Origin of the sequence: Pseudomonas sp. R4-34-07 (assembly GCF_003852375.1) — a bacterium.
GTDB lineage: Bacteria > Pseudomonadota > Gammaproteobacteria > Pseudomonadales > Pseudomonadaceae > Aquipseudomonas.
Window position 1 is genome coordinate 1,502,559 of record NZ_CP027760.1, and the last position, 25,562, is coordinate 1,528,120.

A 25,562-nucleotide genomic window follows, 5' to 3' on the forward strand; every position below is an offset into this window, starting at 1 on the left:
AACTACTGACAGCAGTCGCTCGCTGAAATTTCTTTTTACAACTTAACAGTCGGACAAAAGTAGAGGTTTTTCTGTCGGGCTTTTAGGAGCGGGCCTACGGCGCTGTGAAACCTTGAGCACAAGACTGGGTTTTTGCCTGGTTATTGCTTATGCACGCTAAAAACGCCCATGCCCTATTTGCACGCTATGACTTGACCGAAGCGCATTTTTTTGCGGCGACCTGCGCGATGTATTGTCGGCATAGCGCCGGTATCAGCACCTACTTTGCTGAGGAACATTGCGCGTCGTGGAATATGTTGTTTATTCGTCTGGGCAGCGCCCCGCTGCGCGAAGCGACGGAGTTACCCCTGGACCTGATCCGTCGTATCTTGATCCCCATTCGCATCGTGATTCCTCAGGAACAGGTCGATGGCTTGCGCGACGTGCTCGCGCAGCTCGGCTTTCAGCCGGCTGAAGAGACCACGGCGATGGTCCTGTCATTGGCGCGCCTTGCGCCATTGATAAACGAGGAAGGTGTGCAGATCAGCCTGACTCGGAACCTGAACGAATGGGCGACTCCGCTCGACAGTGCATTCCTGATAGCGCCCAAAGCGGTCGCGCATTACCAGGCTCGGCACCAGCGAGCCCTGGACGCCGGTGAAGCCCTTTATCACTTCACATTGTCTGTCGAGGGGCAGGTGAGCTGTTCGTTGACCTTGTCGTTATGTGAGGGGGAGGCCCGACTGAGTGATGTCGGCACGCGGGTCGGCGTTCGTGGAAGAGGCTACGCCACTCGATTGATTCAAGCGGCCTTGCTTCACGCCTCGGGCCTGGGGGCTCGCCGGTGTTTTCTCGAGGCCTCGACGCTCGCCGTTGCACTGTATGGAAAGCTCGGTTTCCAACGCTTGTTCGATTGCGCGTCCTTTATTCGCGCAGCTGCCCCACAGCCATGATCAGAACGCCAGTTTCGCCTGGCCGCGATTCTCCAGCGTCAACAGATATTGCTTGGCCTCAAGCCCTCCCGCAAACCCGGTCAGCCCGCCCGAAGCACCCACCACTCGGTGACAGGGCGCAATGATCGAAATCGGATTACGCCCATTCGCCGCCCCGACTGCACGCACGGCTTTCGGGTTGCCGATCTGCTGGGCTATCTGGCTGTAGCTGCGCGTTTCGCCAAACGGAATGGTCAGCAGGGCCTGCCAAACTTGTTTCTGAAAGTCGGTGCCGGCGAAGTCCAACTCCAACTCGAACTGGCTGCGTGTTCCCGCGAAGTATTCGTTTAGCTGGCGCTGGGCTTCCAATAACACCAGGCTGTCGTTGGCCTCGATCAATTCGCCCAGGCGCACGCGGTTGGCGCGCTCTGTTTGCCACAGGATGGCGCCAAGTTTGCCATGGCGCGCCACCAAGGTGAGTTCGCCGACAGGGGAGGGCATGAGGGTGTATTCACAGGGCATGGGCGGGCTCCTCGAAGGGATGCTGAAGCGTACGACGCTACTGTAAGCCCATCAGGGTATTGGCAAACTACGTTTCTTGCGCTCGAATTTTTCGTGGGCTTAGAAGTTCCAGTAAACCCAATGGCTGACGTAGGAATATACGTAGAGTCGAACGATAAAGTAGAGCGCCATCAGCACGGACGCTGTGCTTAACATTACCAACGACACGGCATTGAGCAGGGTAGCGACCAGGGCGAACACAGTCACGCGTCGGCTGGCGTGACGACGGGCGAACACCACCCCATAGACCGACGCGGCGATTGCTCCGAGCGCCAGCCCCAAGCCCAGGGGAAAGGGTGGCCTCGCCAGTGAGACCAGCAGCGGCAGAACCACCACCCAACCGATCACTTGGCGCAGGATGGGCGGTGGCGTGCATTGGTCAGGCTCAAGCATTGCGATACTCCTGATTTCGCGGGAGGCGACGAGCTGACATCATCACAATACCGGTTCGTTGTCGCAGTAAGACTTTACTGAGCCACCGCCACAAGCGTATCGGCACCTGAACGGCAGGCATAAAAAAACCGGCTCCCAGAGCCGGTTTTTTATGCATTTCCTGTCAGGCATGGCATGACAGGAAAGCCAATTTGAGTGGAGCGGGTAGAGGGAATCGAACCCTCAACTAAAGCTTGGGAAGCTTTCGTTTTGCCACTAAACTATACCCGCTCAAAGCGGCTGACTTTGTACCAGATGTTCAGCTGGATTTGAAGTTTTTCTTCGAAAAAATCGCATGTTGCGCGCGCACCGCCCGCAAATGAGCGGCGCCACTGCAGGAACCCGCTCCTACAGTGGGCCTCACTTCAGACCGCCCATGCATGTTGCGTCTGACCCTGCTGGTAGCGTAACCGACTCACCGGCCGCTGCCCTTTCAAAAAGCCTACCACCGCCTCCCGGCTGTCCCGGCATGCCGCTTTATGCTCCATATCCAGGAAATGCCCCGTGGCCTGGATAGTGCTGAAGCTGCTGTGGGTTATATGTTGCCCAAACAGCCTGGCATCCTCGGCGCTGGTGTACTCGTCCCATTCGCCGTTCAGGAATAGCACCGGAATGTCGATCTGCCTGGCTGCATTGAGGTAACACAAGCGATCGCTGTGAAGCACCTGACTGATGTGGAAGTGCATCTGCCCGTATTCATGCTCGGCCAGGCTGCTGACGTGCTTGTAGTTGAAGCGCTTGAACAGCGACGGCAGGTGCTTGCCGATGGTGCTGTTGACCAGATGGCCGACGCGGTCGCGGTCGAGGTTGCCGAGGTAGTCGACGCCGCGCTCAAGGTAGTCGCGCATGGGCGCGTTGATCACCGGGGAGAACGAGCTGATCACCGCCTTTTCAATGCGTCGCGGGCGTTGGGCGAGGGCGAACAGGGCGGCAGTACCGCCCCACGAGAACGAGAGCACGTGTTCGGCGGCGAAGCGCTCGATCAGCTCCAGCAGGATCTGGCCTTCGACTTCCTTCGTCAGCATCCGCTCGTGGCGGTTGTGGATTTTGGAACGGCCGGCGTAGGGCTGGTCGTACAACACCACATTGAATTGGGGGTAAAGGCTTTTCACGGTTTGGGCGAAAGAGGCCGTGGTGGCCATTGAGCCGTTGACCAGAATGATGGTCTTTTCAGCGGCATCCGCGCGATAGAACTCCGTGTAAACCCGGTACTGACCCTGTATATCCAACACAGCGATTTCTGGCCTCATGTCGTAAGACTCCTGGCAAGCGGGTAGGGCGCGCAAATGACTTTGCACGAGCTTTATGACAGGTAGGCATACGCCTGGAAGATGAGCGCCCCTGTCGGCCCGATTGCGGTTGGCCGACAGCGGTTGTCAGGGCGGGATGTTTGCCGGGACGGCCCGTCAATCCAGCACGGGCGGGGCAAGGTGTTCCTTGGAGGTTATAGGTGACTCGCCAGTCATATTTCAACGGGTGAACTTGATTCAAGCACAGACTCGGCAGGTCGCAAGCCGCCTGGCTGGTTTTTTGCCATCAGCGGCTGAACGGTCGTCAGACTTGTCGGATTTCATCGTCAGTCAGGGCTCGGTATTCCCCCGGCGCAAGGGACGGATCCAACTGCAGCGGGCCCATGCGCTCACGGTGCAGCGCGATTACCTTGTTATTGAAGTGCCCGAACATGCGTTTCACCTGGTGATAACGGCCTTCGATGATGCTCAAGCGCGCCGTGGTCGGTCCGAGTAATTCCAGCTCGGCGGGTTGGGTGGTGAGGTCTTCGAACGCGAAGTACAGGCCCGCCTTGAATGTCACCGCGTATTCGGGACCGATTTCCTGCGCTGTTTCCACGCGGTACACCTTGGGCAACTTGGTCGTCGGTTGTGTCAGGCGCCGCGACCACTGGCCGTCGTTGGTGATCAACATCAGGCCGGTCGTGTTGTAGTCCAGGCGCCCGGCAATATGCAGCGTGCCATTGTCCGGCTCATTCAGCAGATCGAGCACGGTAGGGTGTTGCGGATCCGCCGTGGCACTTACGCACCCTTGGGGTTTGTGCAGCATGAAATAGCGCGCCGGTTTGCCCGCCTGCAGCACCTCACCATCAACGCACACCTGGCTGAACTCGCGTACCTCATGGTGAGGATCACTGACCGTTACGCCATCAACGCTGACTCGGCGTTCCACCAACAGCAACCGTACTTGCCTGCGATTGAAGCGCGGCAGGTTGCTGAGGAACCGATCAACGCGCATCAGGGGTGCGCAACTGTACATCCACTTGGGCGCAACGCGGGCACAGGCAGGCTTTATTGCGCAGTTCGTCAGGCAGCGCGAGGAGTACCGCCGGGTCAATGGTGACATTGAAGCACCAGCACGCCTGGTCAACCGTGCGTGGGTCTGCCAGGGCGCAGTCGTTGACGGCTCCGCAGGCGGGGCAAAGCGTGGGTGTGGTCATGGCAGGGTTGGGCTGTATAGGCAGGTGTGCTCGGCCTTGCACAATACAGCTCGGACCCGCAGCAGGACAATGCCGTCATCGAGAGCAACATGGTATCTGCCTGAAAATGACTGAAACGATATAGCTTGGGCTCCCGTCGGTTGCCCCTACAGGACTTGCGTGTTGATGTATCAAGTTGTTACTGGAACGCACCAGATGTTGTTTTTGATGTCACATATTGTGTCATTCGGCGCAAGCTGGATGCCGCTCTCCAGCGTCGCTGGAGGTGCTCTTCCGCGGTCCAGGAGGCCGCCATGTATCGACGACTGCTGCTCACTGTATTACTCGGCCTGACCTTGTCAGCTTGTGTGCCCTACTACGATGGAGGCGCCACTTACTATCGCTCCGAGGTGTATACCGCACCGGCGCCTGCCTATTACTACGGTGGCCCTCGCTATGACAGGGGCAGCTACTACGCGCCGGCTCCACGTTACTATCCGGCCCCGCGCTATTACTCGGCGCCGCGTTATTACCAACCCGCGCCACGTTATTATCCGAGGTCTGCCTACCGGGCGTATCCGAACCAGGGCTGGGGAGGAAATCGTTGGGGAAACGGCGGTCACGGACGGGGTGGTGAGCATGGCGGTGGGCGCGGTGGTCACCGCTGAAGAAAGGCTTTGAACGAAGCGGCGCATGATGCGCCGCTTTTTTTTGCCTGCCATTCGTCGGCACTGTCAGATTTAACAGCTATCTTTGAGGCTCAAGATCTAATTCACTGCGGGAAACGTTGTGTGCTTGTGAAGGAAAGCCTCTATGTTCAAACAACTGATGTGCGTGCTTTTACTCGTCGGCTGCGTCATGGGCCCGGCGGGGGCAAAGCAGTTTTGTCCGGATAAATCGATGATCCAAAACGTCAAAGGCTACTTTCAATACCAGCAGGATGGCGTGCTCTGGCAAGGTCCCAAGGTTGAGCCTAACGAATATATACATAGCTTTCTTGGCGCTTTATTCACGCCTGAAAAGGGCACAGACCGAAAAAACGGCTACGTGGAAAAGTGCGTTTATAAAAACCAGCGTGAAGAGCTGGTCGTTATGCGTCCTTGCATTTCGGGCGCTGCCAACACCATGTCGCTGACCGACAGCTTGCATTGGGAGCTTGGCAAGATTCCGTTCGATCAACAGGTTTACGTCTGCCGTGACAATCAACCTGATAATTGCGCATTCACGATAAATAACTCGCAACGATAGGCTGTCAATAATCGGATAAATCTGCCAGAGGATTCCTACCCTCCCAGGCTTTTTCAAAATGCGCCTGCACCACCGCCTCTGGAATTGTGTTGATATCCGGCCAGTGCCAGTGCGGCGCCTGGTCCTTATCGATCAACCGCGCCCGCACCCCTTCGGCGAATTCCGGATGACGGCAGCAGTTGAGGCTCACCGTGTACTCCATCTGGAACACTTGAGCCAACGACAAATGTCGAGCCCGGCGGATTTGCTCCCAAACCAGATGGGCGGTCAGCGGGCAGCCTTCGCTCAGCGTCTTGCCGGCGCGAGCCAGCAGCGGATCAGCATGATCACGCAACTGGCTCAACGCGCGCCAGCCGCAGCGTATGTCACCCACATCCAGCCATTCGTCGATCTGCCCACGGCGCGGCAACCACTGCGCTTCGGGTTGCTGGTCGACGGCTTCCTGGGCGAGGGCCTTGAGCAGGCTGTTGAGCTGCATCGCGCTCTGTTCCTGCCAGTTCAGTTGCAGCAGGCCTTCGAGCAGTTCGTCTTGCTGGTCATCGCGCAGGAAACGGTCGGCCAGGCCCAGGTCCAAGGCATCACGACCATTGATGTGGGCGCCGGTAAGGCCCAGGAACAACCCAAGTTTGCCGGGCAGGCGCGACAAGAACCTGCTGGCGCCGACATCCGGGTACAGGCCGATACTGATTTCCGGCATGGCCAGCCGGCTGGTGGGCGTCACGACACGCACGGACGCGCTTTGCAGCAGCCCCATGCCGCCGCCCAGCACATAGCCGTGGCCCCAACAGATCAGCGGTTTGGGATAGGTGTGCAGGCGATAATCGAGGCGGTACTCCGCGGCGAAAAACTGCGCGGCCAGGGCGGGTACTTCGCCGGGTTGTTCGCGACAGGCCTGCGCCAGGCTGCGCACTTCGCCACCGGCGCAAAAGGCCTTAGGGCCATTGCCGCGCAGCAATACGCAGACGATGTTCGGGTCCTTGGCCCAGGCATCCAGGCGATCACCCAAGGCCAAAATCATCGGCAGGGACAGGGCGTTGAGGGTCTTTTGCGCGTCCAGGCTGGCGATGCCGATGCGGGCGCCGTCGCTGCCGGTCAGTTCTTCGAAGTGCAGGTTCATCGTGACCTCAATCGAGAAGGTGAAGGATGAGTATGATCCCTTCGTGGGAAAGCGCCGGTGGTGTGTCAGATCAATTGACAAGCGGGGTCGGCTTTCCTAGGGTTCGCCTCATTCTTTTTTACAAGACAATTCAACTATGACCGATGGCGACCGTATCAAACTCGAACCCAGCTGGAAACACGCCCTGCGCGATGAGTTCGAGAAGCCCTATATGGCCAAGTTGCGCGAGTTCCTGCGCCAGGAGCATGCGGCCGGCAAGGAGATCTACCCGCCTGGCCCGCTGATTTTCAATGCCCTCAACTCGACGCCGCTGGACAAGGTCAAGGTAGTGATCCTCGGCCAGGACCCGTACCACGGCCCCGGCCAGGCCCACGGCCTGTGCTTTTCGGTGCAACCGGGCGTGCCGGCGCCGCCGTCCCTGGTCAATATCTATAAAGAACTCAAGCGTGACCTGAACATCGACATCCCCAACCACGGCTACCTGCAAAGCTGGGCCGACCAGGGCGTGCTGATGCTCAACACCACCATGACCGTGGAACGCGCCAATGCCAATGCCCATGCGGGCAAGGGCTGGCAGTTCTTTACCGACCGGATCATCGAGGTGGTCAGCGAGCATCAGCCGCATCTGGTGTTTTTGTTGTGGGGCGCCCACGCCCAGAGCAAACAGAAGCTGATCGATGCCACCAAGCACCTGGTGCTGACCTCGGTGCATCCATCACCGTTGTCGGCGTATCGCGGGTTCCTGGGCTGCGGGCATTTCAGTCGCACCAACAAGTTTCTTGAGCAGAATGGCGAGGCGCCGATCGAGTGGCGGCTACCGCCGCTCTGAACGGCGATGAGGATTCAGATGGTTTCCGGCCGGCGGTTCCAATGCCTGAACAACGGCTCCGCCAGAAACAGTACGAACAACAGCCGCATCACCTGCATCGCCGTCACCAACGGCACCGATAGTTGCAAGGTTTCAGCCGTGAGGCTCATTTCGGCGATGCCGCCAGGCATCATGCCCAGGGTCAAGGAGCGCAGGTCCAACTGGGTCAGGGCGCTAAGGCCCACCGCCGCCAATGTTGCCAGTGCCATGGTCAAGGCGGTGCCGATCAACGTGCGCCCCATAAAGGATGGAGCCCTGCGAAAGAACTGGCGGTTGAAGTGACACCCCAAGCCGCTGCCGATCAGCCATTGGCCGATCTGGCTGCCGCCATCGGGCAGGCCGATATGCAGGTCCCAGACCACACTGGCAGTCGCACTCACCAGCAACGGGCCGAACAGCCAAGGGTTCGGCTGGTGCAAACGCTGCCAGCCCCAGGCCACCAGAGCCCCCATCGGAAACAGCAACGCCAGCCACCGCCAATCCACAGGTGCCGGATGAAACTGCGGCGCGCCACCGCCCAGCAAATACTTGAAGATCGCCGGCACGCACAGCACCACTACCAGCACGCGCAAACTCTGCCCCGCCGCAACCCGGCTGAGCACCGCACCATTGCGCGCGCCGAGGTTGACCATCTCCCCGGAGCCGCCCGGCATGCTGGAGAAAAACGCGGTGGCGCGGTCTTCACCGCTGCGGCGCATCAACCACACCCCGACCACGCTCGACAAACTCGTCACCAAGGCGCCGAAGAAGATCAGCCCGAAGTGGCTCATCACCTGTTCGATCACTACCGGCGTGAAGTGCAGGCCGATGCCGATGCCCACCACCCATTGGCCGCATTTGCGCCCGCCGGGAATTTCCGCCAATTGCCAGGGCGTGAGGCAGCGCACCAGGATAATCGCCAGCAACGAGCCGACCATATAGGGCAACGGCCAGCCGACGAGGCTGGCCAGGTAACCGCCGGCCAGGCCGACCAGCGGTGTTCCCCACCATTGCTTGAAAGTGACCTCAGACATCGGCCACGGCACGACGCTGCAAGGCACGTTTGCGGTAGATGCGCACCAGCGGGAACATCAGCATCAGCGCGGTCAGTACCCAGACGCCGAAGGTGATCGGGCTCGACCACAGGATGTCCAGCGCACCGTTGGAGATCGACAGCGCGCGGCGCAGGTTCTGTTCCATCAGGCCGCCGAGGATAAAGCCCAGCAATACCGGCGACAGCGGAAAGTCGAGCTTGCGCAGGATGTAGCCGAAGATGCCGATACCGACCATCAGGAACAGGTCGAACGTGGTGGCATGCACCGCGTACACGCCGATCGCGGTGATGATGGCGATCACCGGTACCAGCGCCCAGTTCGGCACGGCGAGGATCCGGGTGAAGATGCGGATCATCGGGATGTTGAGGATCACCAGCATGATGTTGGCAATGAACAACGAGGCGATCAGGCCCCAGACAATGTCCGGTTGCTGCTGGAACAACAGCGGTCCTGGGGTGATGTTGTACAGCGACAGGGCGCCGATCATCACGGCCGTGGTGCCCGAACCGGGCACGCCCAGGGTCAGCATCGGCACCAGGGCACCGCAGGCGGAGGCGCCGATTGCGGTTTCCGGGGCGGCCAGGCCACGCATGTCGCCCTGGCCGAATTTACCGCTGGCACCGGCCAGGCGTTTCTCGGTCATGTAGGCAACGGCCGAGGCCAGCGTAGCACCCGCGCCCGGCAGCACACCCATGATGAAGCCGAGCAGGCCGCAACGGATGTTGACTACGAAAACCGAAGACGCTTCCTTCAGGTTGAACATCATCCGTCCGGTGGCTTTGACCGCTTCCTGGCCTCGGTGGGTTTTCTCCAGCAGCAGCAGGATCTCGCTGATGGAAAACAGGCCCAGCACCAACACCACGAACTGAATGCCATCGGTGAGGTGGATGTTGTCGCCGGTAAAGCGATACACGCCGCTGTTGGCATCGATGCCCACCGCCGAGAGGAACAGGCCGATCAGCGCCGCCACAAAGGTTTTCAGCGGCTTGTCACCGGCCATGCCGCCCAGGCACACAATGGCAAATACCATCAGTACGAAATATTCCGCCGGGCCGAAGGCAATCGCCCATTTGGCCAGCAGCGGGGCAAACAGCACCATGCCGCAGGTGGCGATAAAGGCACCGATGAACGAACTCCACGCCGACAACGACAGCGCCACGCCGGCCAGGCCTTTGCGGGCCATCGGGTAGCCGTCGAGGGTGGTCATCACAGTGGAGGCTTCGCCCGGAATATTGAGCAGGATCGAGCTGATACGGCCGCCGTATTCGCAGCCCAGGTACACCGCTGCGAGCAGGATCAACGCCGACTCGGGTGGCAGGCCCAGGGCGAATGCGATGGGGATCAACAACGCCACGCCATTGATCGGCCCCAGGCCCGGCAAGAGGCCGACCACGGTGCCGATCAGCGTGCCGCACAAGGCGGTCACCAGGTTGTACGGGCTCAGCGCGACGCCGAACCCCTGGCCCAAATAGCCAAAAGTATCCATATCAGTTCTCCAGTACGTCGAGCAGGCCGAGGGGCAGCGGCACATCCATGGCTTTGTCGAACAGCAGGTACAAGCCGATGGCCATCAGGCCGACGATCACTACGCTGGGCATCCAGCGCCCGCCATACAGGCGTGCCATCGGGATGCCGATCAACAGGCTGCTAAGGATGAAACCCAACGATTCGAAGGTGGCGGCGAACACGATCAACAGCGCTACGCAAATGCCGATCTTGACCAGTGTGTCGCGGTCCAGTGCCGGGTCTTCTTCGGTGTGCTGGGTGGGTTGCGGGCGAAACAGCATGTAGATCAGCGCCAGGCTCATCAGCCCGAGCATCAGCAGCGGAAAAGCGCGAGGCCCGACCGGCTCGTAGGAAAACGCCGCCTGATACGGCCAGGCCATCAAGGCGAGGCCGGCGCAGGCGAGCAACAGTACGGCGGCGAAAATGCGTTGTAAGAGCATGGTGAACTCCTGGGCCACACCGCGTGTTTAACGGGCGTGGCCGCGCGAAAGCGGGGCGTTTACTGGATCAGGCCGAACTCTTTGGCCAGCACTTTGTAGTCAGCCACCTGTTTTTTCACGTAGGTGTCCAGTTCCGGGCCTGTCATGGCGAACGGGAACAGCTCGCGCTGGTCACGCAGCTTGGCGAACTCGTCGGAAGCCAGCAGTTTGTCAAACGCATCCTTCCACCAGGCGTAGTCGGCATCGCTGACTTTTGGCCCGAGGTAGAAGCCGCGCACCACTGGCCAGACGATGTCATAGCCTTGCTCTTTGGCGGTCGGGATGTTCTTCATTTCCGGCTCGTCCAGGCGCTGCTCGGAGAACACCGCCAACAAGCGCATGTCGCCGCTGAGGATGTGCGGCATGGAGTCGGAAATATCGGTGCTGCCCACCTGAATGTGGCCACCGAGCAACGCGGTAGCGATTTCGCCGCCGCCTTCCAGCGCGACGTAACGCAGCTCGCGCGGGTTGATCCCGGCGGCCTTGGCAATCAGGGCGGTTTGCATCCAGTCCTGGCTGCCAACCGTGCCGCCGGAACCTATCACTACGCTGCCTGGATCTTTCTTCAAGGCTTTTACGAGATCGTCGAGCGTCTTGTAGGGCGAATCACTTTTCACTGCGATGGCACCGTAACTGGTGCCTACCGCTGCGAGCCAGCGCACGGCGCTTTCATCGAAGCGACCGAACTTGCCCTGGGCCAGGTTCAGCAATGAACCGCTGGACCAGGCCACCAGGGTACCTCCATCCGCAGGGCGCTGAGCGACCACCGCGTTGTAGGCCACTGCGCCCACGCCGCCTGGCATGTAGGTCACGCGCATCGGCTTGCTCAGCAGTTTCTGGTTGACCAGCGCGCTTTGTGCCAGCTTGCAGGTCAGGTCAAAACCACCGCCCGGGGAAGCTGGGGCGATGCATTCAGGGCGCTTGGGTTCGTCGGCGGCCAGCAGTTGGCCGGCAAACAGCATGCAGCCGGCGGTAATGGCAACTTTACGCAGTGAAAGGGTCATGGTGATCTCCGTATTTTTGTTATGAGTGGCTTAGCCGCGTGCGCTGCTGTGCCTGGCGTTGCGCGAGCGCACGGCCACCGTCTTCGAAGACGGCAAGGGCAGAGTGGTGTGAGTAAGGCGGGAATTTCTTGCAGGCGGGCGAGCCTGGGGCTGTGTCGACAGCATCGTGGTGCACTCCGTTATTGTTCTTATTTTGGCGAAAACGCTTCGAGGCGTTTTTCGGGCGCTACGGGTGAGGTAGCTCGGCGGGCGTAACCACCGTGACTGGATGCTAAAGGGCGAAGCTTTCACTAACCTTTCAGTTGCCTTTCAATGTTTTCGGGCTTCACAGGGCAGGTTGCGCCTGTAAACTGCCCGCCAAAGCGTGGCGTCGCCCACGCCTGCACGAGGTAGAAATTCATGCGTGTCCTTCTGGTTGAAGACCATTTGCAACTCGCCGAAAGTGTCGCCCAAGCGCTCAAGAGCATAGGGTTGACCGTCGACGTGTTGCACGATGGCGTGGCTGCGGACCTGGCGTTGAGCAGCGAGGAATACGCGGCGGCGATCCTTGATGTGGGGCTGCCGCGCATGGATGGTTTCGAAGTGTTGGCACGCTTGCGCGCCCGTGGAAAAAATTTGCCGGTGTTGATGCTCACGGCACGCAGCGATGTAAAAGACCGCGTGCATGGCTTGAACCTGGGCGCCGACGATTACCTCGCCAAACCGTTTGAACTGACGGAACTGGAAGCGCGGGTCAAGGCACTGCTACGGCGCAGCGTATTGGGCGGCGAGCGCCAGCAGGCGTGCGGCGTGCTGGTGTACGACCTCGATACTCGGCGCTTCACGGCCGGTGGCGAACTGCTGACGCTGACCTCGCGCGAGCAAGCGGTGCTCGAGGCGCTCATCGCCCGGCCTGGCCGCGTGATGAGCAAGGAGCAACTGGCCTCCCAGGTGTTCGGTCTCGACGAAGAAGCCAGCCCGGACGCTATCGAAATTTATGTGCACCGCCTGCGCAAGAAACTCGACGGCCAGCCTATCGCCATTGTCACCTTCCGTGGCCTTGGCTACCTGCTGGAAGCCCGCGATGCATAAGCCCAGCAGCCTGCGCTGGCGCCTGCTGTGGAACCTCGCGCTGTTGCTGGTGCTGCTGATGCTCGCCAGTGGCATGAGTGCCTACTGGAACGGACGCGAAGCGGCCGACACCGCCTATGACCGCACGCTGCTGGCCTCGGCGCGCACCATTGCCGCCGGCTTGACCCAGGTGGACGGCACGCTCAGTGCCAACGTGCCCTACGTGGCCCTGGACACCTTTGCCTACGACAGCGCCGGGCGTATCTATTACCAGGTCAACGACATCAACCAGAAGCTGATATCGGGTTACGAAAACCTTCCTGGCCCGCCGCCCGGCACCCCGCGTACGGATGATTACCCAGCCTTGGCGCGGTTCTACGACGCCGTGTATCAGGGCCAGCCGGTGCGCGTGGTGAGCCTGCTCAAGGCTGTCTCCGAGCCGAACATGAATGGCATGGCGGAGATCCGTGTCGCAGAAACTGACGAAGCCCGGGTCGCCATGGCCCGCAGCCTGATGGCCGACACCTTGTTGCGCCTGGGCATGCTGGCTATTGGCGCGTTGTTGCTGGTGTGGTTTGCCGTCAGCGCGGCGCTGCGCCCGTTGGAGCGCCTGCGTACGGCGGTGGAAGAGCGCCAGCCCGACGACCTGCGGCCCTTGCCGCTGGTAGAGGTGCAGGATGAGTTCGGCCCGCTGGTGCGTTCCCTCAACCATTTCACCGAACGCTTGCGCGGCCAGTTCGAACGCCAGGCGCAGTTCATCGCCGACGCCGCCCACGAGTTGCGTACGCCGCTGGCTGCGCTCAAGGCCCGCCTGGAACTGGGCCTGCGCGCCGAAGACCCGGCCACGTGGCGCACCACCCTGGAAACCGCCGCCCAGGGCACCGACCGTCTCACGCACCTGGCTAATCAGTTGCTGTCCCTGGCACGCATCGAAAACGGTGCCAGGGCCATTGCCGAAGGCGGCGCGCAGTTGCTCGACCTCAGCCAATTGGCCCGAGAGCTGGGCATGGCCATGGCGCCATTGGCCCACGCGCGAGGCGTTGCCTTGGCGCTGGAAGCAGACGAGCCGGTGTGGCTGCGCGGCGAACCGACGCTGCTCAATGAGTTGCTGAGCAACCTGGTGGACAATGCGCTGGCGCACACACCACCGGGTGGCAACGTGATTTTGCGGGTGACGGCGCCAGCGGTGCTCGAAGTCGAAGACGACGGCCCCGGTATCCCGCTGGATGAGCGGGACCGGGTATTCGAGCGATTTTATCGACGCAGCCAGCAGGGTATGGGGTCGGGCCTGGGGCTGGCGATTGTCGGGGAAATCTGCCGTGCGCACCTGGCGCAGATCAGCCTGCACGATGGCGACTCGGCGGGGTTGAAAGTGCGCGTGAGTTTTATCGCCGGGGATCAGTAGAACATCGAACGTGCTTCATCCAGCTCGGTGCGCAAAGTCTCGCTATAGGGGTCAATCCGCAGCTTCTTCACCGCCGGTACACCCGCCATATCGACGTTCGCCAGTGGGTGTCCGGTGTGGCGGTGACAGTAGAGCACGGCGACCTGCACCACATCGATGTAATCGAGCTGGGCGCCGTCGCGTTCCAGGTTCAGATACTGGCCGGGCAGTTTTGCCAGCATTTCGGGGAAGTCCCAGCCGCTGAGCAGCTTGTCACCCAATACCGGATGGATGCTGTCGATCACGTGGTTGAGGCTGACCGGGTCGGACAGCAGCTCGTAATGGTCTTCGGCATAGGTGAGGATCGGCAGCACCCCGATCTGGTGCACCAGGCCGCCCAGGGCCGCCTGGTCCGGCTTGAGTTGGCTATGCCGGCGACACAAGGCATAGCTGACGCCCGCGACCTCGAGGCTGCGGCGCCACACTTCGCGCATTTTCTGTTCGACCACCTCGGAGCGGGCGTGAAAGATCTGCTCCATGACCAGGCCGATGGCCAGGTTGCTGCTGTAATTGGTGCCGAGCCGCGTGATGGCGGTGTGCAGGTCGGTAACTTCCTGAGTTGCTCTGAGCAACGGGCTATTGACCACTTTGATCAGGCGCGCCGACAGGGCGGTATCTCGACTGATCACTTTACTCAAGTGGCTGATGCTGATCTCCGGGTCTTCGGCGGCCTGACGAATTTTCAGGGCCACTTCCGGTAATGTCGGCAGAACCAGGTCATCGTTGTCGATGGCCTTCATCAAAGCCTGTTGGACTTTTTCCGCCAGCTCGTTCATTCATACTCTCTAGGGTGTTGCAAAAAAAGTACGGCGGTTAACGCTGGATCTCACGATCGCGGTCCAGCGCGTAGGGCAGGTCAAGCAGCCGCAGGCCCGGTCCTTCCAGGCTGCCTAAGCGTACGTCGCCATTATCGGCAGCTTCGGCTTGCAGCACGGCAAGAAGTTCAATGGACTGACCCGCTTTTGCCGCGATGACCACTTCGCCGATCGAACTGTTATGGCTCGGGGAAAACAGTGCGGTGCCTGGCTCGGGTAATTCGGTCGCAGCCAGACTCAGGCGGTACAGGCGGCGTTTGAGTTTGCCCAGGTACTGCATGCGCGCGACGATTTCCTGGCCGGTGTAGCAGCCTTTCTTGAAGCTGACGCCGCCCACCGCCTGCAGGTTGAGCATCTGCGGGATGAACAGTTCGCGGGTATGCGGCATCACCTGGCCGATGCCGGCGCGGACCTGGCCCAGCAGCCATTCATTCAGCTCGGCTTGCGGCAGGCTTGCCGCCAACTGGCTGCGCAGGCTTTCGGCGTGTTCGGCGGGTGCCCAGAGTTCAGCGCGGCCAGGCGACACGCGGATGGCGATCAACGTCTCGGTGCGCGCCACGCTGTCGGTCTCGACCGGCAACGCCAGGCCCAGCGCGGCCAGCGCCTGGTCGGCATGCGCCAGGCCGAAACGCACCCAGGCGGCGCTTTCATCGGTGAGTTTGGATTTGGAGAACACTGCGTATTTCTTCAGGTCCGCCAATTGCGGCTCGAGCAGTTCGCTGGCCATGGCCAGGAGCACGCCGTCACCTTGTAGCAGGATGCGAAAACTTGACTGCATCCGGCCTTTTTGCGTGCAGCGCGCGCCCAGGCTGGCCTGGGTGTCACTCAGGTAATTGAGGTTGCAGGTCAGTTGGCCCTGCAGGAATTTGGCAGCGTCCGCGCCGCGGACGGCGAGAACGCCTTCGTGGGACAGCGAGCAGAAGAAAGCAGAGTCGGCCATGGGTCATCGCAGGTCAAAAAGTCATGGGTGCATCATAGAGGGGCGCCCGGCAAATGCATAGTTTCCATGGGGCGCGACCAAAGCCGGCTGTCCCGGTGCCGTCGGGCCTGTATACTTGCGCTCTATTTGAGGAGCGTTCCATGGTCGAAGATGTAGAAATCAATCGCCTCTACTGGCACAGCCGTCGCGGCATGCTGGAACTGGACGTGTTGCTGGTGCCTTTCACCAAAGAAGTCTACGCGATGCTCAACCAGGTAGATCGCGACCTTTACGTACGGCTGCTGGAATGCGAAGACCAGGACATGTTCGGCTGGTTCATGGAGCGCGCCGAATCGGAAGACGCGGAACTGCAACGCATGGTTCGGATGATCCTGGACCGTGTCCAGCCCAAGTAACCGTTTTGAATGCCGCTGGCAGGCCTCACGGCTGTTGCTGGCGGCGTATCTGATTGCGCAACTGTTTGCACTGGGTGCCTGCCTGGTAGTCGATCTGCCGTTCGCATCCCTTGGAATGCTGGCGTGCCTGATCCACGCCGCCTGGGTGTTGCCGCGGCATGTGTTGCTGACTCACCGCTCGTCGATTCGGGGCTTGCGCCGCGATGAGGATGGCTGGCAATTGTTCAGCGCCGAGCGCGGCTGGCACAGCGTGCAACTGCGGCCTGACAGCCTGGCGCTGCCGCTGGTCGTGGTGCTGCGCTATCGTGTGCAAGGTGAACGATGGGTGCGCTCGACGTGCGTGCCTCACGACGCGCAGACCGCCGATATGCACCGGCGCCTGCGCGTACGCTTGAAGTTCAGTCGCCGTAGGTGGCTGGCACCAGAATAGTGTCGCGGGCCTCAGGCAGCATCTGCGGGTAGTCGAGGGTGTAATGCAGCCCTCGGCTTTCCTTGCGCGCCATGGCCGAGCGGATCATCAACTCGGCGACTTGGGCCAGGTTGCGTAATTCGATCAGGTCGCGGCTGACTTTATAGTTGCTGTAGAACTCGTCGATCTCATCCAGCAGCAAACGCACCCGGTGCTGTGCCCGTTGCAGGCGCTTGTTGGTTCGCACGATCCCCACGTAGTCCCACATGAAGCGCCGCAGCTCGTCCCAGTTGTGCGCGATGATCACGTCTTCGTCCGAATCCGTCACCTGGCTGGCATCCCAGCGCGGCAGGGCGGCCGGCACCGCGATGCGCGGCAGTTGTTCGAGGATGTCCGCCGCCGCCGAGCGCGCATATACAAAGCATTCGAGCAGCGAGTTGCTGGCCATGCGGTTGGCGCCGTGCAGGCCGGTGAAACTGGTTTCGCCAATGGCGTACAGGCCGGGCACGTCGGTGCGGCCATGCTGGTCGACCATCACGCCGCCGCAGGTGTAATGCGCGGCAGGCACGACCGGGATCGGGCCTTTGGTGATGTCGATGTTGAAGGTCAGGCAGCGTTCATAGACGGTGGGGAAGTGCGTCTTGATGAAGGCTTCGGGTTTGTGGCTGATGTCCAGGTAGACGCAGTCGATGCCCAGGCGCTTCATCTCATGGTCGATGGCGCGGGCGACGATGTCGCGCGGTGCCAGCTCGGCGCGCGGGTCGAAGCGTTGCATGAAGCGTTCGCCATTGGGCAGCTTCAAGTGCGCACCTTCCCCGCGCAACGCCTCGGTGATCAGGAAACTCTTGGCCTGGGGGTGGTACAGGCAAGTGGGGTGGAACTGGTTGAATTCCAGGTTCGCCACCCGGCAGCCCGAGCGCCAGGCCATGGCGATGCCGTCGCCGCAGGCCCCGTCGGGGTTGCTGGTATAGAGGTAGACCTTGGCCGCGCCACCTGAGGCAAGGATGGTGAAGCGCGCGCCGTAGGTGTCGACTTCGCCGCTGGTGCGGTTGAGCACATAGGCGCCGAGGCAGCGCTCGCCGGGAAGGCCCAGGCGTTTTTCGGTGATCAGGTCGACGGCGACTCGCTGCTCCAGCAATTCGATGTTGGGGCGTTGGCGCGCCTGGTCGAGCAAGGTCCTGAAAATGGCGGCGCCGGTGGCGTCGGCGGCATGGATGATGCGGCGGTGGCTGTGGCCGCCCTCACGGGTCAGATGGAACTCGAAGCCGCCGTCATCGCTGCCCGCATGCTCATCACGGGTAAAGGGCACGCCCTGGTCGATCAGCCATTGGATTGCCTCGCGACTATGCTCGACGGTGAAGCGCACCGCGTCTTCATTGCACAGGCCGCCGCCGGCATTGAGGGTGTCTTCGACATGGGACTGTACGGTGTCGGTGTCGTCCAGTACGGCGGCGACGCCGCCCTGTGCCCAGAATGTCGAACCGTTGGCCAGGTCGCCTTTGCTCAGTACGGCTATACGCAGATGGCTGGGGAGGGTCAGTGCCAGGCTCAGGCCGGCGGCGCCGCTGCCGATCACCAGGACATCGTGTTGAAACTGTTGGCTCATTGAATGGATTCCGCAAAAAGCGATCCGAAGAGGAGGCGCAAGCAGGACGCCTGGATCGGCGAATCAAAGGGGCACACGGACCACTAGTATATAGAGGGGTGGAGCGGCACAATAGCCAGGCATTCGTGGCATTGTGAGATTACGGTGCACAGCACCCGGTTAAACAGCCAGTCAGCGAGCGGGAACTTTTTGCATAAGCCCCGACTCAATAGCAGGTTGCCCGAAAGCTGGGAAAAAACGTTGTGTTTATTGGCCCGTCGGGAGCATTGGACGCGTCAGAAAACCGACGAAAAGATTATTCGCGCAGCCGGCGTTGCCTGAGCTGCGTTTTTCGTGTGTGCCAAATCAGTGCGTGCCGGAAACTTGCTTGAAGGGGGAGAACTTTTGCGAAAAGCCCGAGTCTATGTTTGCAAGCCTGATCGATTAGTTATGCAAGCCTCCTTCGAGTACAACGAGGAGTGTTCATGCTAACCCAGGAAGAGGATCAGCAGCTGGTCGAGCGCGTACAACGCGGCGACAAGCGCGCATTTGATCTGCTAGTGCTGAAATATCAGCACAAAATTCTCGGGTTGATCGTGCGGTTTGTGCACGACACCCATGAAGCGCAGGACGTTGCACAGGAAGCCTTTATCAAGGCGTACCGTGCACTGGGCAATTTCCGCGGTGATAGTGCGTTTTATACGTGGCTATATCGCATCGCCATTAACACGGCGAAGAACTATCTGGTGTCTCGCGGCCGCCGCCCACCAGACAGTGATGTCAGTTCAGAAGATGCTGAATTCTATGATGGTGATCACGGCCTCAAAGATCTCGAGTCGCCGGAGCGTGCGTTGCTGCGCGACGAAATCGAGGGAACCGTTCATCGAACAATTCAGCAACTGCCAGAAGATTTACGTACGGCGTTAACTTTACGTGAATTCGATGGTCTGAGTTACGAAGACATTGCGAGCGTCATGCAATGTCCGGTGGGGACTGTAAGGTCACGGATTTTCCGGGCCCGGGAAGCCATCGACAAAGCCTTGCAACCGTTGTTGCAGGAAAACTAAAGACAGCGGCGACAGCCAAGAGAGGAACCGCCATGAGTCGTGATGCCCTGCAGGAATCGCTGTCCGCAGTGATGGATAACGAAGCGGATGAACTGGAACTTCGTCGAGTGCTCAATGCATTTGATGATGCCCAAACCCGTGACACCTGGTCTCGTTACCAAGTCGCTCGGGCGGTGATGCACAAGGATCTTCTAATCCCTCGTCTGGATATTGCTGCGGCCGTTTCTGCCGCGTTGGCCGATGAAGCCGTTCCGGCAAAAGCTGCTCGTGGTCCATGGCGTAGCCTGGGTCGTCTGGCAGTCGCTGCCTCGGTGACCGTCGCCGTACTGGCCGGTGTTCGTCTGTACAACCAGGACGAAATAGCCGGTGCCGAGCTGGCCCAGCAGACTCAGCAACCGGTCATGGCCGGTCCGCAAGTCAAAGGCCCGGCTGTACTGGCTGGCTACAAGGAAAGCTCTGATACCGCCGGCCCTATGGCTAACGGTGTGCTTCAGGGGCAATCCGGTTGGCAGGACCAGCGTCTCCCAGGCTACCTGCGTCAACATGCACAGGAAGCGGCTGGCAAGAACGCTGAAAGTGCTCTGCCATACGCTCGCGCAGCAAGCCTGGAAAACCGCTGAACCGCTAAGGAGCCCTATGCGCGCCATACCGCTCCTTACGCTTTTGTTCAGTAGTTGGTTTGCACTACCCGCCCATGCCGATGAAGCCCAAGACTGGCTGACTCGACTTGGGCGTGCGGAGCGGCAGCAAAGCTTTCAAGGTACGTTCATTTACGAGCGTAACGGCAGTTTTTCTACCTACGATATCTGGCACCTTGTTCAGAACGGTCAGGTCCGGGAGCGGCTTCTGCAGCTCGATGGCTCTGCCCAGGAAGTCGTGCGGGTAGAAGGTCATACTCAGTGCGTCAGCGGCACCCTTGTCGCCGGCCTGGGTAATTCCCGTGACAGTGCGTCACGTTCGCTGAACCCGCAAAAACTCAATCAATTCTACGAGCTGGCCGTTATCGGCAAATCTCGCGTGGCCGGTCGTAATGCAATTATTGTTTCGATCACCCCGCGCGACCCTTACCGCTATGGTTTCGAGTTGCACCTGGATCGTGAAACCGCGTTACCCCTCAAGTCGTTGCTACTCAGCGAGAAGGGGCAACTGCTGGAGCGTTTTCAGTTTGTTCGATTGAATACGTCAGCCGCTCCCGTTGATCGAGACTTGCAGCCCAGCAGCGAATGCACGCCTGTTGCGATTGGCCGCAGCGAGACATCGCAAACGTCCGCATCCAACGCGTGGCACCTGGACTGGTTGCCGCCTGGGTTTGAGCTGAGCAGCACTGCATCGCGCAAAGACCCCCAGACAAAATCCACCCTAGACAGCTTGATGTACGATGATGGGCTTGCACGTTTCTCGGTATTTCTTGAACCCACCGACGGCGCGAGCGTGTCGGAAACCCGCACCCAGCTTGGGCCCACGGTTGCGGTGTCGCGGCATGTGAATACGGTGGACGGGCAGATGATGGTGACGGTTGTCGGGGAAATCCCAATCGGCACCGCCGAGCGCATCGCGTTGTCGGTTCGCGGTGAAAAGGCCGCAGCCAATCCGTGAGTCGTTAATCCAGTGTTCATCCTGATCTTTCACTCTGCTGCCATGCTAGGGTGCCTGTCGAGAGCATGAAATGTCTGGATCAGCATTTTCACTTGCAAAAAATCCTTATGTTTTTTATAGGTCAGGGCTTCTCGGCCCTTGCCTTGTTCGCGGAACAAAAAATGCCGGGCGCGGTTTCCGGCTTTTTTTGAACCCTGTCGCTCAACCCTGCTCGTCGTAACGGGAGCTGTATGTCGATACCACGTTTGAAGTCTTACCTATCCATAGTCGCCACGGTGCTGGTGCTGGGTCAGGCCGTGCCCGCGCAAGCGGTCGAGCTGCCTGATTTCACCCAACTGGTGGAGCAGGCCTCGCCTGCGGTGGTGAACATCAGTACTACGCAGAAATTGCCGGATCGCAAAGTTTCGAACCAGCAGATGCCCGACCTGGAAGGCTTGCCGCCGATGCTGCGCGAGTTTTTCGAGCGAGGCATGCCGCAACCACGCAGCCCGCGCGGTGGTGGCGGTGGCCAGCGCGAAGCGCAGTCCCTGGGCTCTGGTTTCATCATTTCGCCTGACGGCTATATCCTCACCAACAATCATGTGATTGCCGATGCTGACGAGATCCTCGTGCGCCTGGCCGATCGCAGTGAGTTGAAAGCCAAGCTGGTCGGCACCGACCCGCGTTCCGACGTGGCCTTGCTGAAAATCGAAGGCAAAGACTTGCCGGTGCTTAAACTGGGTAAATCCCAGGACCTGAAAGCGGGCCAGTGGGTGGTGGCGATCGGGTCGCCGTTCGGTTTTGACCACACTGTCACCCAGGGCATTGTCAGCGCCATCGGCCGCAGCCTGCCTAATGAAAACTATGTGCCGTTCATCCAGACCGACGTGCCGATCAACCCAGGCAACTCCGGAGGGCCGCTGTTCAACCTGGCCGGCGAAGTAGTCGGGATCAACTCGCAGATCTACACCCGCTCCGGTGGTTTCATGGGCGTGTCTTTCGCGATTCCGATCGACGTGGCTATGGACGTCTCCAATCAGTTGAAGGCCGGTGGCAAAGTGAGTCGCGGTTGGCTGGGCGTGGTGATCCAGGAAGTGAACAAGGACCTCGCAGAGTCTTTCGGTCTCGACAAACCGGCGGGTGCGCTGGTCGCACAGATCCAGGACGACGGCCCGGCTGCCAAGGGCGGCCTGCAGGTCGGCGACGTGATCCTCAGCATGAATGGCCAACCGATCATTATGTCGGCCGACTTGCCGCATCTGGTCGGCGCACTCAAGGCGGGCAGCAAAGCCAAGCTGGAAGTGATTCGTGACGGCAAGCGCCAGAATGTGGAGCTCACCGTAGGCGCAATCCCGGAAGAGGGTGCGACCCTCGATGCCCTGGGTAATGCCAAGCCGGGTGTCGAGCGCAGCAGTAACCGCCTGGGCATTGCCGTGGTAGAGCTGACTGCCGAGCAGAAGAAGACCTACGACCTCAAGAGCGGTGTCGTGATCAAGGAAGTGCTGGACGGCCCAGCCGCCTTGATCGGCCTGCAACCGGGCGATGTGATCACCCACCTGAACAATCAGGCGATCGATACCACCAAGGAATTCGCCGACATCGCCAAGGCGTTGCCGAAGAATCGTTCGGTGTCGATGCGCGTGCTGCGTCAGGGGCGCGCCAGCTTCATCACCTTCAAGCTGGCCGAGTAACCTTCCAGCCCAATAAAAAGCCCCGCCATCAGTGAATGATGGCGGGGCTTTTTATTGGGCGATGGGTTTAGCTCATCATCCCTTTCACCAGGCGTTCCTGCTCGATCAACTCACGCTGGCGTGCATCGATTCGCGAGGACAGCGGAAAATTATTGCCTGCGCGGCGCTTGGCAAAGTCCAGTTGCTGGATGGCTTGCTGGAAGTCGCCCACCAGCGCGAAATATTCGGCGCGTGCCTGGTGCAGGCCGATGATATTGCCCGACAAACCACGGGTCTCGGCGACCTGATACCACACGTCCGGATCATCCGGGCGGGACTTGAGCAAGCCATCCAGGGCTTTCTCTGCATCAGCGGTGCGATTCTGCTTGAGCAGCAGATCTACGCGTACCTGGTTCAGCGGGTAGTTGCTGGGGTACTGGGCAAGCATGCGGTCAGTGCGTTGTTGTGCGTCTGGCATGCGATTGCTGGTGATGTCCAGCTCGATCTGCGCCAGGTTGTAGGTGATGTCGTTGGGCGCTTTGGCCAGCAGCGGTGCCAGGTTCTCCCGTGCTTCCTTGAGCTGGGTGCCCTTGATCTGGGCGATGGCCAGGCCATAACGCGCCACATCGTTCTTCGGGTTCTCGTCCAGCTGGGCCTGGAAGCGCTTGGCGGCGAGGCCTGGCGTGTCCTCGTACTTCAATTGCACCCGAGCGCGGATTAACTGATAGCGCAGGCTGTCTTCCTTTCCGCCGGGTTTGGCCTGCTCGGCGCGGTTGCGGGTGTCGGCGATCCGCGATTCCGTCACCGGGTGCGTCAACAGGAATTCCGGCGGCTTCGCGTCGAAGCGGTACTGGCGCATCAGGCGCTCGAACATGGTAGGCATGGAGCGCGGGTCGTAGCCGGCTTTCTCCAGGTTGAGGATGCCGATACGGTCGGCCTCCTGTTCATTCTGCCTGGAGAATCGACGCTGCTCCTGGATCGCGGCGGCCTGGGAGCCGGCAATCGCGGCAATGCCTGCATCGCCAGCGCCGGCTGCGGCAGCAATGATGCCGCCGAGCAGAGCAGCCATCATCGGGATCTGCATGCGCGACTGCGCTTCCACGCCTCGAGCAAAGTGGCGCTGGGACAAATGCGCCAATTCGTGAGCCAGCACCGATGCGTACTCACCTTCGGTCTGGGCATTGAGGAACAAGCCGCCATTGACCCCGACGATCCCGCCGGGTGCGGCGAAGGCGTTGAGTTGTGGGCTGTTGATCAGGATGAATTCCAGGCGCCGGTCATTGACCTGGCTGGTCTCCACCAGCTTGTACACGCTGGTTTCGACGTAGTCCTTGAGCTGCGGGTCGTTGAGTTGCGAGACCTGCCCGCGCAGGTAGGCCAGCCAGGCGCGGCCCAGTTGATATTCCTGTTGCGGCGAGACAATGGCAGAACTGGCGTCGCCAAGTGAGGGCAGCTCGTCAGCGAAGGCCGGGGAGGCCAGCAGGCAGGCCAGCGTCAGCAGGGTAGGGCGCAGGAAAGTCATGCACAAAGCCTTTCGACAAAGAGCTTACTGTAGCCGGACACTGAGCTTCGGACCAGATATTCTAAGCAGCTCAAATGTTTGCCTGGAGTAACACCATGACCGACGCTGTAGCCTTTGACGCCGAACTCGACGCCAGCGGCCTCAACTGTCCGCTGCCCTTGCTCAAGGCCAAGATGGAGCTCAATCGACTGGCCAGCGGGGCTGTACTCAAAGTGACCGCCACGGACGCAGGCTCCCAGCGCGACTTCCGCACCTTTGCCAAGCTGGCGGGCCACACGCTGGTCCAGGAAGAAGAAGCGGCAGGTGTGTACCGTTATTGGTTGCGCAAAGCCTGATGGCTTTATTGGCTGAAGATCAGCTCTTGTTCAGCGCCTGCGCCGCCGCCAAGACCGCGTCCACATGCCCTGGCACTTTCACGCCGCGCCATTCCTGACGGAGCACACCTTCGCTGTCGATCAGAAAGGTGCTGCGATCCACGCCCAGGTATTCCTTGCCGTAGAGCTTCTTCAGCTTGATCACATCAAACAGCTGGCACACCGCTTCGTCCTTGTCACTGATCAGCTCGAACGGAAACGCCTGCTTACTCTTGAAGTTCTCATGGGACTTCACGCTGTCGCGCGACACGCCAAACACTTCGGTATTGGCGGCCTGGAACGCGGCGTATTGGTCGCGGAAACCCTGGCCTTCGGTGGTGCAGCCTGGGGTGCTGTCTTTCGGGTAGAAATAGAGCACCACTTGCTTGCCCTTGAGGGCCGCAAGGCTGAAGGTCTGGCCGCTGGTGGCCTGGGCTTCGAAATCGGCGACGGGTGTGTCGATGGCTACCGGCATGGGCAAGTCCTTACATGGGGTTCTGTGGGCGCCACGGCTCGATCAGGGCGTCAAGGTTCAGGGCGTCGGCGAAATCCAGGAACTGGTCGCGTAGCCAACTGATCTGCACGCCGGCCGGCAAGGTCACGGTGAAGGTGGCGTTGAGCATGGTGCCGCCGGTTTGTGGCGCCTGGTAGGTGTCGCAGGTCAGGTTCTCCAACTCGACGTTGTGGTCGATAAAGAACTGGCACAGCTCGTTGACGATGTCCGAGCGGTAGGCCGAGCTGACATACGCCACGTAAGGCAGGGCCTGCGGGCGATTTTCCAGGGCTGCGCTGCGCACCACGTTAACGGTGAAGTCGTGCTTCTTGGCCAGGCCAGGCAGGCCGGTCTCCAGGCGCGCCAAGGCGTCCCAACTGCCGGAAATCTGCAGCACCAGCGCACTGCATTCGCCATGGCGGGTCAGGCGCGAGGTCACGACGGCGCAGCGGTTTTCATGGCTGGCGCGGCACAGGACGTTGGTCAGCTCCATGGGGTTGGCGCCGAGGGCACTGATAACAAGGAATTGTTCGCGAACTGTGGGGGTGGACATGCAGCCTTCCTAAAGCGATGAGCGGTCGATACCGTCAGAGCTGTATCGATCAAAGGATGAAGGGTAGCGAAAACCATCGCCAAGGGCTAGGAGGTGGCGTTTT

The 25,562-nt window shown here is 60.4% G+C and carries 29 protein-coding genes and 1 tRNA gene; 13 read left to right on the top strand and 17 right to left on the bottom strand.

Annotated features, from left to right (window positions below; genetic code table 11):
* The first annotated feature begins 149 nt into the window (after positions 1-149).
* A complete protein-coding gene (locus tag C4J85_RS06785) occupies positions 150-932 on the top strand; it encodes a GNAT family N-acetyltransferase (RefSeq protein WP_124409280.1) in 783 nt (260 codons plus the stop codon).
* On the opposite strand, the gene C4J85_RS06790 is transcribed toward C4J85_RS06785, so the two are convergent.
* From C4J85_RS06790 to C4J85_RS06815, 6 genes are all read right to left on the bottom strand, one after another.
* On the bottom strand, positions 933-1,433 hold the full coding sequence (locus C4J85_RS06790; RefSeq protein ID WP_124361714.1) for a methylated-DNA--[protein]-cysteine S-methyltransferase: 501 nt from the start codon (positions 1,431-1,433) through the stop codon (positions 933-935).
* A gap of 99 nt (positions 1,434-1,532) precedes the next feature.
* Positions 1,533-1,865, bottom strand: a complete 333-nt coding sequence (locus C4J85_RS06795; protein WP_124406521.1) for a hypothetical protein — start codon at positions 1,863-1,865, stop codon at positions 1,533-1,535.
* Positions 1,866-2,061: 196 nt separating this feature from the next.
* Positions 2,062-2,135 (bottom strand) — tRNA-Gly (locus C4J85_RS06800).
* A 134-nt stretch (positions 2,136-2,269) separates the two neighbouring features.
* Positions 2,270-3,154 carry an alpha/beta fold hydrolase gene (locus C4J85_RS06805; protein ID WP_124369943.1) on the bottom strand — a complete coding sequence of 295 codons (885 nt, stop codon included), beginning with the start codon at positions 3,152-3,154 and terminating at the stop codon, positions 2,270-2,272.
* Positions 3,155-3,458: 304 nt separating this feature from the next.
* Positions 3,459-4,151, bottom strand: coding sequence for a pseudouridine synthase (locus C4J85_RS06810; RefSeq protein WP_124366202.1), 693 nt, complete (start codon positions 4,149-4,151; stop codon positions 3,459-3,461).
* Entirely contained in the window at positions 4,141-4,353 is a 213-nt protein-coding gene (locus C4J85_RS06815) for a cysteine-rich CWC family protein (RefSeq protein WP_124409281.1), read from the bottom strand. Before C4J85_RS06815 ends, C4J85_RS06810 begins: the two co-directional genes overlap by 11 nt.
* A gap of 293 nt (positions 4,354-4,646) precedes the next feature.
* Here C4J85_RS06815 and C4J85_RS27635 point away from each other — a divergent pair, with 293 nt between their 5' ends.
* Both C4J85_RS27635 and C4J85_RS06825 read left to right on the top strand, forming a co-directional pair.
* Entirely contained in the window at positions 4,647-5,000 is a 354-nt protein-coding gene (locus C4J85_RS27635) for a hypothetical protein (protein WP_124406525.1), read from the top strand.
* 145 nt (positions 5,001-5,145) lie between these two features.
* On the top strand, positions 5,146-5,580 hold the full coding sequence (locus C4J85_RS06825; RefSeq protein ID WP_124409282.1) for a DUF3757 domain-containing protein: 435 nt from the start codon (positions 5,146-5,148) through the stop codon (positions 5,578-5,580).
* Positions 5,581-5,584: 4 nt separating this feature from the next.
* Here the strand turns inward: C4J85_RS06825 and C4J85_RS06830 are convergent, their stop codons facing one another.
* On the bottom strand, positions 5,585-6,697 hold the full coding sequence (locus C4J85_RS06830; RefSeq protein ID WP_124366205.1) for an enoyl-CoA hydratase/isomerase family protein: 1,113 nt from the start codon (positions 6,695-6,697) through the stop codon (positions 5,585-5,587).
* Between the two features lie 136 nt (positions 6,698-6,833).
* On the opposite strand from C4J85_RS06830, the gene ung reads away from it, so the two are divergent.
* Positions 6,834-7,526, top strand: a complete 693-nt coding sequence (gene ung / locus C4J85_RS06835) for a uracil-DNA glycosylase (protein ID WP_124366206.1) — start codon at positions 6,834-6,836, stop codon at positions 7,524-7,526.
* Positions 7,527-7,540: 14 nt separating this feature from the next.
* On the opposite strand, the gene C4J85_RS06840 is transcribed toward ung, so the two are convergent.
* From C4J85_RS06840 to C4J85_RS06855, 4 genes are read right to left on the bottom strand one after another with little or no spacing between them, the layout of a single operon-like run.
* Positions 7,541-8,578 (bottom strand): AbrB family transcriptional regulator, encoded by a 1,038-nt coding sequence (locus C4J85_RS06840; protein WP_124366207.1) that lies wholly within the window; start codon positions 8,576-8,578, stop codon positions 7,541-7,543.
* Positions 8,571-10,085, bottom strand: coding sequence for a tripartite tricarboxylate transporter permease (locus C4J85_RS06845; RefSeq protein WP_124366208.1), 1,515 nt, complete (start codon positions 10,083-10,085; stop codon positions 8,571-8,573). Before C4J85_RS06845 ends, C4J85_RS06840 begins: the two co-directional genes overlap by 8 nt.
* A 1-nt stretch (position 10,086) precedes the next feature.
* Complete coding sequence (locus C4J85_RS06850) at positions 10,087-10,545, bottom strand: tripartite tricarboxylate transporter TctB family protein (protein ID WP_124366209.1); 459 nt, start codon at positions 10,543-10,545, stop codon at positions 10,087-10,089.
* Between the two features lie 59 nt (positions 10,546-10,604).
* Positions 10,605-11,594: a tripartite tricarboxylate transporter substrate binding protein gene (locus C4J85_RS06855; protein WP_164484579.1), complete on the bottom strand. Its 990-nt coding sequence runs from the start codon at positions 11,592-11,594 to the stop codon at positions 10,605-10,607.
* Between the two features lie 393 nt (positions 11,595-11,987).
* Between C4J85_RS06855 and C4J85_RS06860 the strand changes: the two genes are divergently transcribed.
* Both C4J85_RS06860 and C4J85_RS06865 read left to right on the top strand, forming a co-directional pair.
* A complete protein-coding gene (locus tag C4J85_RS06860; RefSeq protein ID WP_124366210.1) occupies positions 11,988-12,659 on the top strand; it encodes a response regulator in 672 nt (223 codons plus the stop codon).
* Complete coding sequence (locus C4J85_RS06865; protein ID WP_124366211.1) at positions 12,652-14,043, top strand: sensor histidine kinase; 1,392 nt, start codon at positions 12,652-12,654, stop codon at positions 14,041-14,043. Before C4J85_RS06860 ends, C4J85_RS06865 begins: the two co-directional genes overlap by 8 nt.
* On the opposite strand, the gene C4J85_RS06870 is transcribed toward C4J85_RS06865, so the two are convergent.
* Both C4J85_RS06870 and C4J85_RS06875 read right to left on the bottom strand, forming a co-directional pair.
* Complete coding sequence (locus C4J85_RS06870) at positions 14,037-14,858, bottom strand: HDOD domain-containing protein (RefSeq protein ID WP_124366212.1); 822 nt, start codon at positions 14,856-14,858, stop codon at positions 14,037-14,039. The genes C4J85_RS06865 and C4J85_RS06870 overlap by 7 nt on opposite strands.
* Positions 14,859-14,895: 37 nt before the next feature.
* Positions 14,896-15,837, bottom strand: a complete 942-nt coding sequence (locus tag C4J85_RS06875; RefSeq protein ID WP_124409283.1) for a folate-binding protein YgfZ — start codon at positions 15,835-15,837, stop codon at positions 14,896-14,898.
* Positions 15,838-15,977: 140 nt separating this feature from the next.
* On the opposite strand from C4J85_RS06875, the gene C4J85_RS06880 reads away from it, so the two are divergent.
* Together C4J85_RS06880 and C4J85_RS06885 are read left to right on the top strand one after the other, a co-directional pair.
* Positions 15,978-16,232: a succinate dehydrogenase assembly factor 2 gene (locus C4J85_RS06880; RefSeq protein ID WP_124409284.1), complete on the top strand. Its 255-nt coding sequence runs from the start codon at positions 15,978-15,980 to the stop codon at positions 16,230-16,232.
* A complete protein-coding gene (locus C4J85_RS06885) occupies positions 16,216-16,662 on the top strand; it encodes a protein YgfX (protein WP_124409285.1) in 447 nt (148 codons plus the stop codon). Before C4J85_RS06880 ends, C4J85_RS06885 begins: the two co-directional genes overlap by 17 nt.
* Here C4J85_RS06885 and nadB read toward each other — a convergent pair.
* Positions 16,631-18,247 (bottom strand): L-aspartate oxidase, encoded by a 1,617-nt coding sequence (gene nadB / locus C4J85_RS06890; RefSeq protein ID WP_124361732.1) that lies wholly within the window; start codon positions 18,245-18,247, stop codon positions 16,631-16,633. The two genes, C4J85_RS06885 and nadB, sit on opposite strands and share 32 nt — an antisense overlap.
* 464 nt (positions 18,248-18,711) lie before the next feature.
* Between nadB and rpoE the strand changes: the two genes are divergently transcribed.
* From rpoE to C4J85_RS06910, 4 genes are all read left to right on the top strand, one after another.
* The gene (rpoE, locus tag C4J85_RS06895) at positions 18,712-19,293 is read left to right on the top strand and encodes an RNA polymerase sigma factor RpoE (protein ID WP_003172477.1); all 582 of its coding nucleotides are present in this window, start codon (positions 18,712-18,714) and stop codon (positions 19,291-19,293) included.
* Between the two features lie 32 nt (positions 19,294-19,325).
* The gene (locus C4J85_RS06900) at positions 19,326-19,913 is read left to right on the top strand and encodes a sigma-E factor negative regulatory protein (RefSeq protein WP_057723059.1); all 588 of its coding nucleotides are present in this window, start codon (positions 19,326-19,328) and stop codon (positions 19,911-19,913) included.
* 16 nt (positions 19,914-19,929) lie between these two features.
* A complete protein-coding gene (locus tag C4J85_RS06905; protein ID WP_124366215.1) occupies positions 19,930-20,889 on the top strand; it encodes a MucB/RseB C-terminal domain-containing protein in 960 nt (319 codons plus the stop codon).
* 230 nt (positions 20,890-21,119) lie between these two features.
* Entirely contained in the window at positions 21,120-22,559 is a 1,440-nt protein-coding gene (locus C4J85_RS06910; RefSeq protein ID WP_124409286.1) for a DegQ family serine endoprotease, read from the top strand.
* 67 nt (positions 22,560-22,626) lie between these two features.
* Here C4J85_RS06910 and C4J85_RS06915 read toward each other — a convergent pair whose 3' ends face one another.
* Positions 22,627-24,060, bottom strand: a complete 1,434-nt coding sequence (locus C4J85_RS06915; protein WP_124409287.1) for a M48 family metalloprotease — start codon at positions 24,058-24,060, stop codon at positions 22,627-22,629.
* A gap of 95 nt (positions 24,061-24,155) precedes the next feature.
* Between C4J85_RS06915 and C4J85_RS06920 the strand changes: the two genes are divergently transcribed.
* Positions 24,156-24,395 carry a sulfurtransferase TusA family protein gene (locus C4J85_RS06920; protein ID WP_124406533.1) on the top strand — a complete coding sequence of 80 codons (240 nt, stop codon included), beginning with the start codon at positions 24,156-24,158 and terminating at the stop codon, positions 24,393-24,395.
* A gap of 19 nt (positions 24,396-24,414) precedes the next feature.
* Here C4J85_RS06920 and C4J85_RS06925 read toward each other — a convergent pair whose 3' ends face one another.
* Together C4J85_RS06925 and C4J85_RS06930 are read right to left on the bottom strand one after the other, a co-directional pair.
* Complete coding sequence (locus C4J85_RS06925) at positions 24,415-24,888, bottom strand: peroxiredoxin (RefSeq protein WP_124366219.1); 474 nt, start codon at positions 24,886-24,888, stop codon at positions 24,415-24,417.
* A 10-nt stretch (positions 24,889-24,898) separates the two neighbouring features.
* The gene (locus C4J85_RS06930) at positions 24,899-25,459 is read right to left on the bottom strand and encodes a glycine cleavage system protein R (RefSeq protein ID WP_003189463.1); all 561 of its coding nucleotides are present in this window, start codon (positions 25,457-25,459) and stop codon (positions 24,899-24,901) included.
* Positions 25,460-25,562 lie beyond the last annotated feature (103 nt).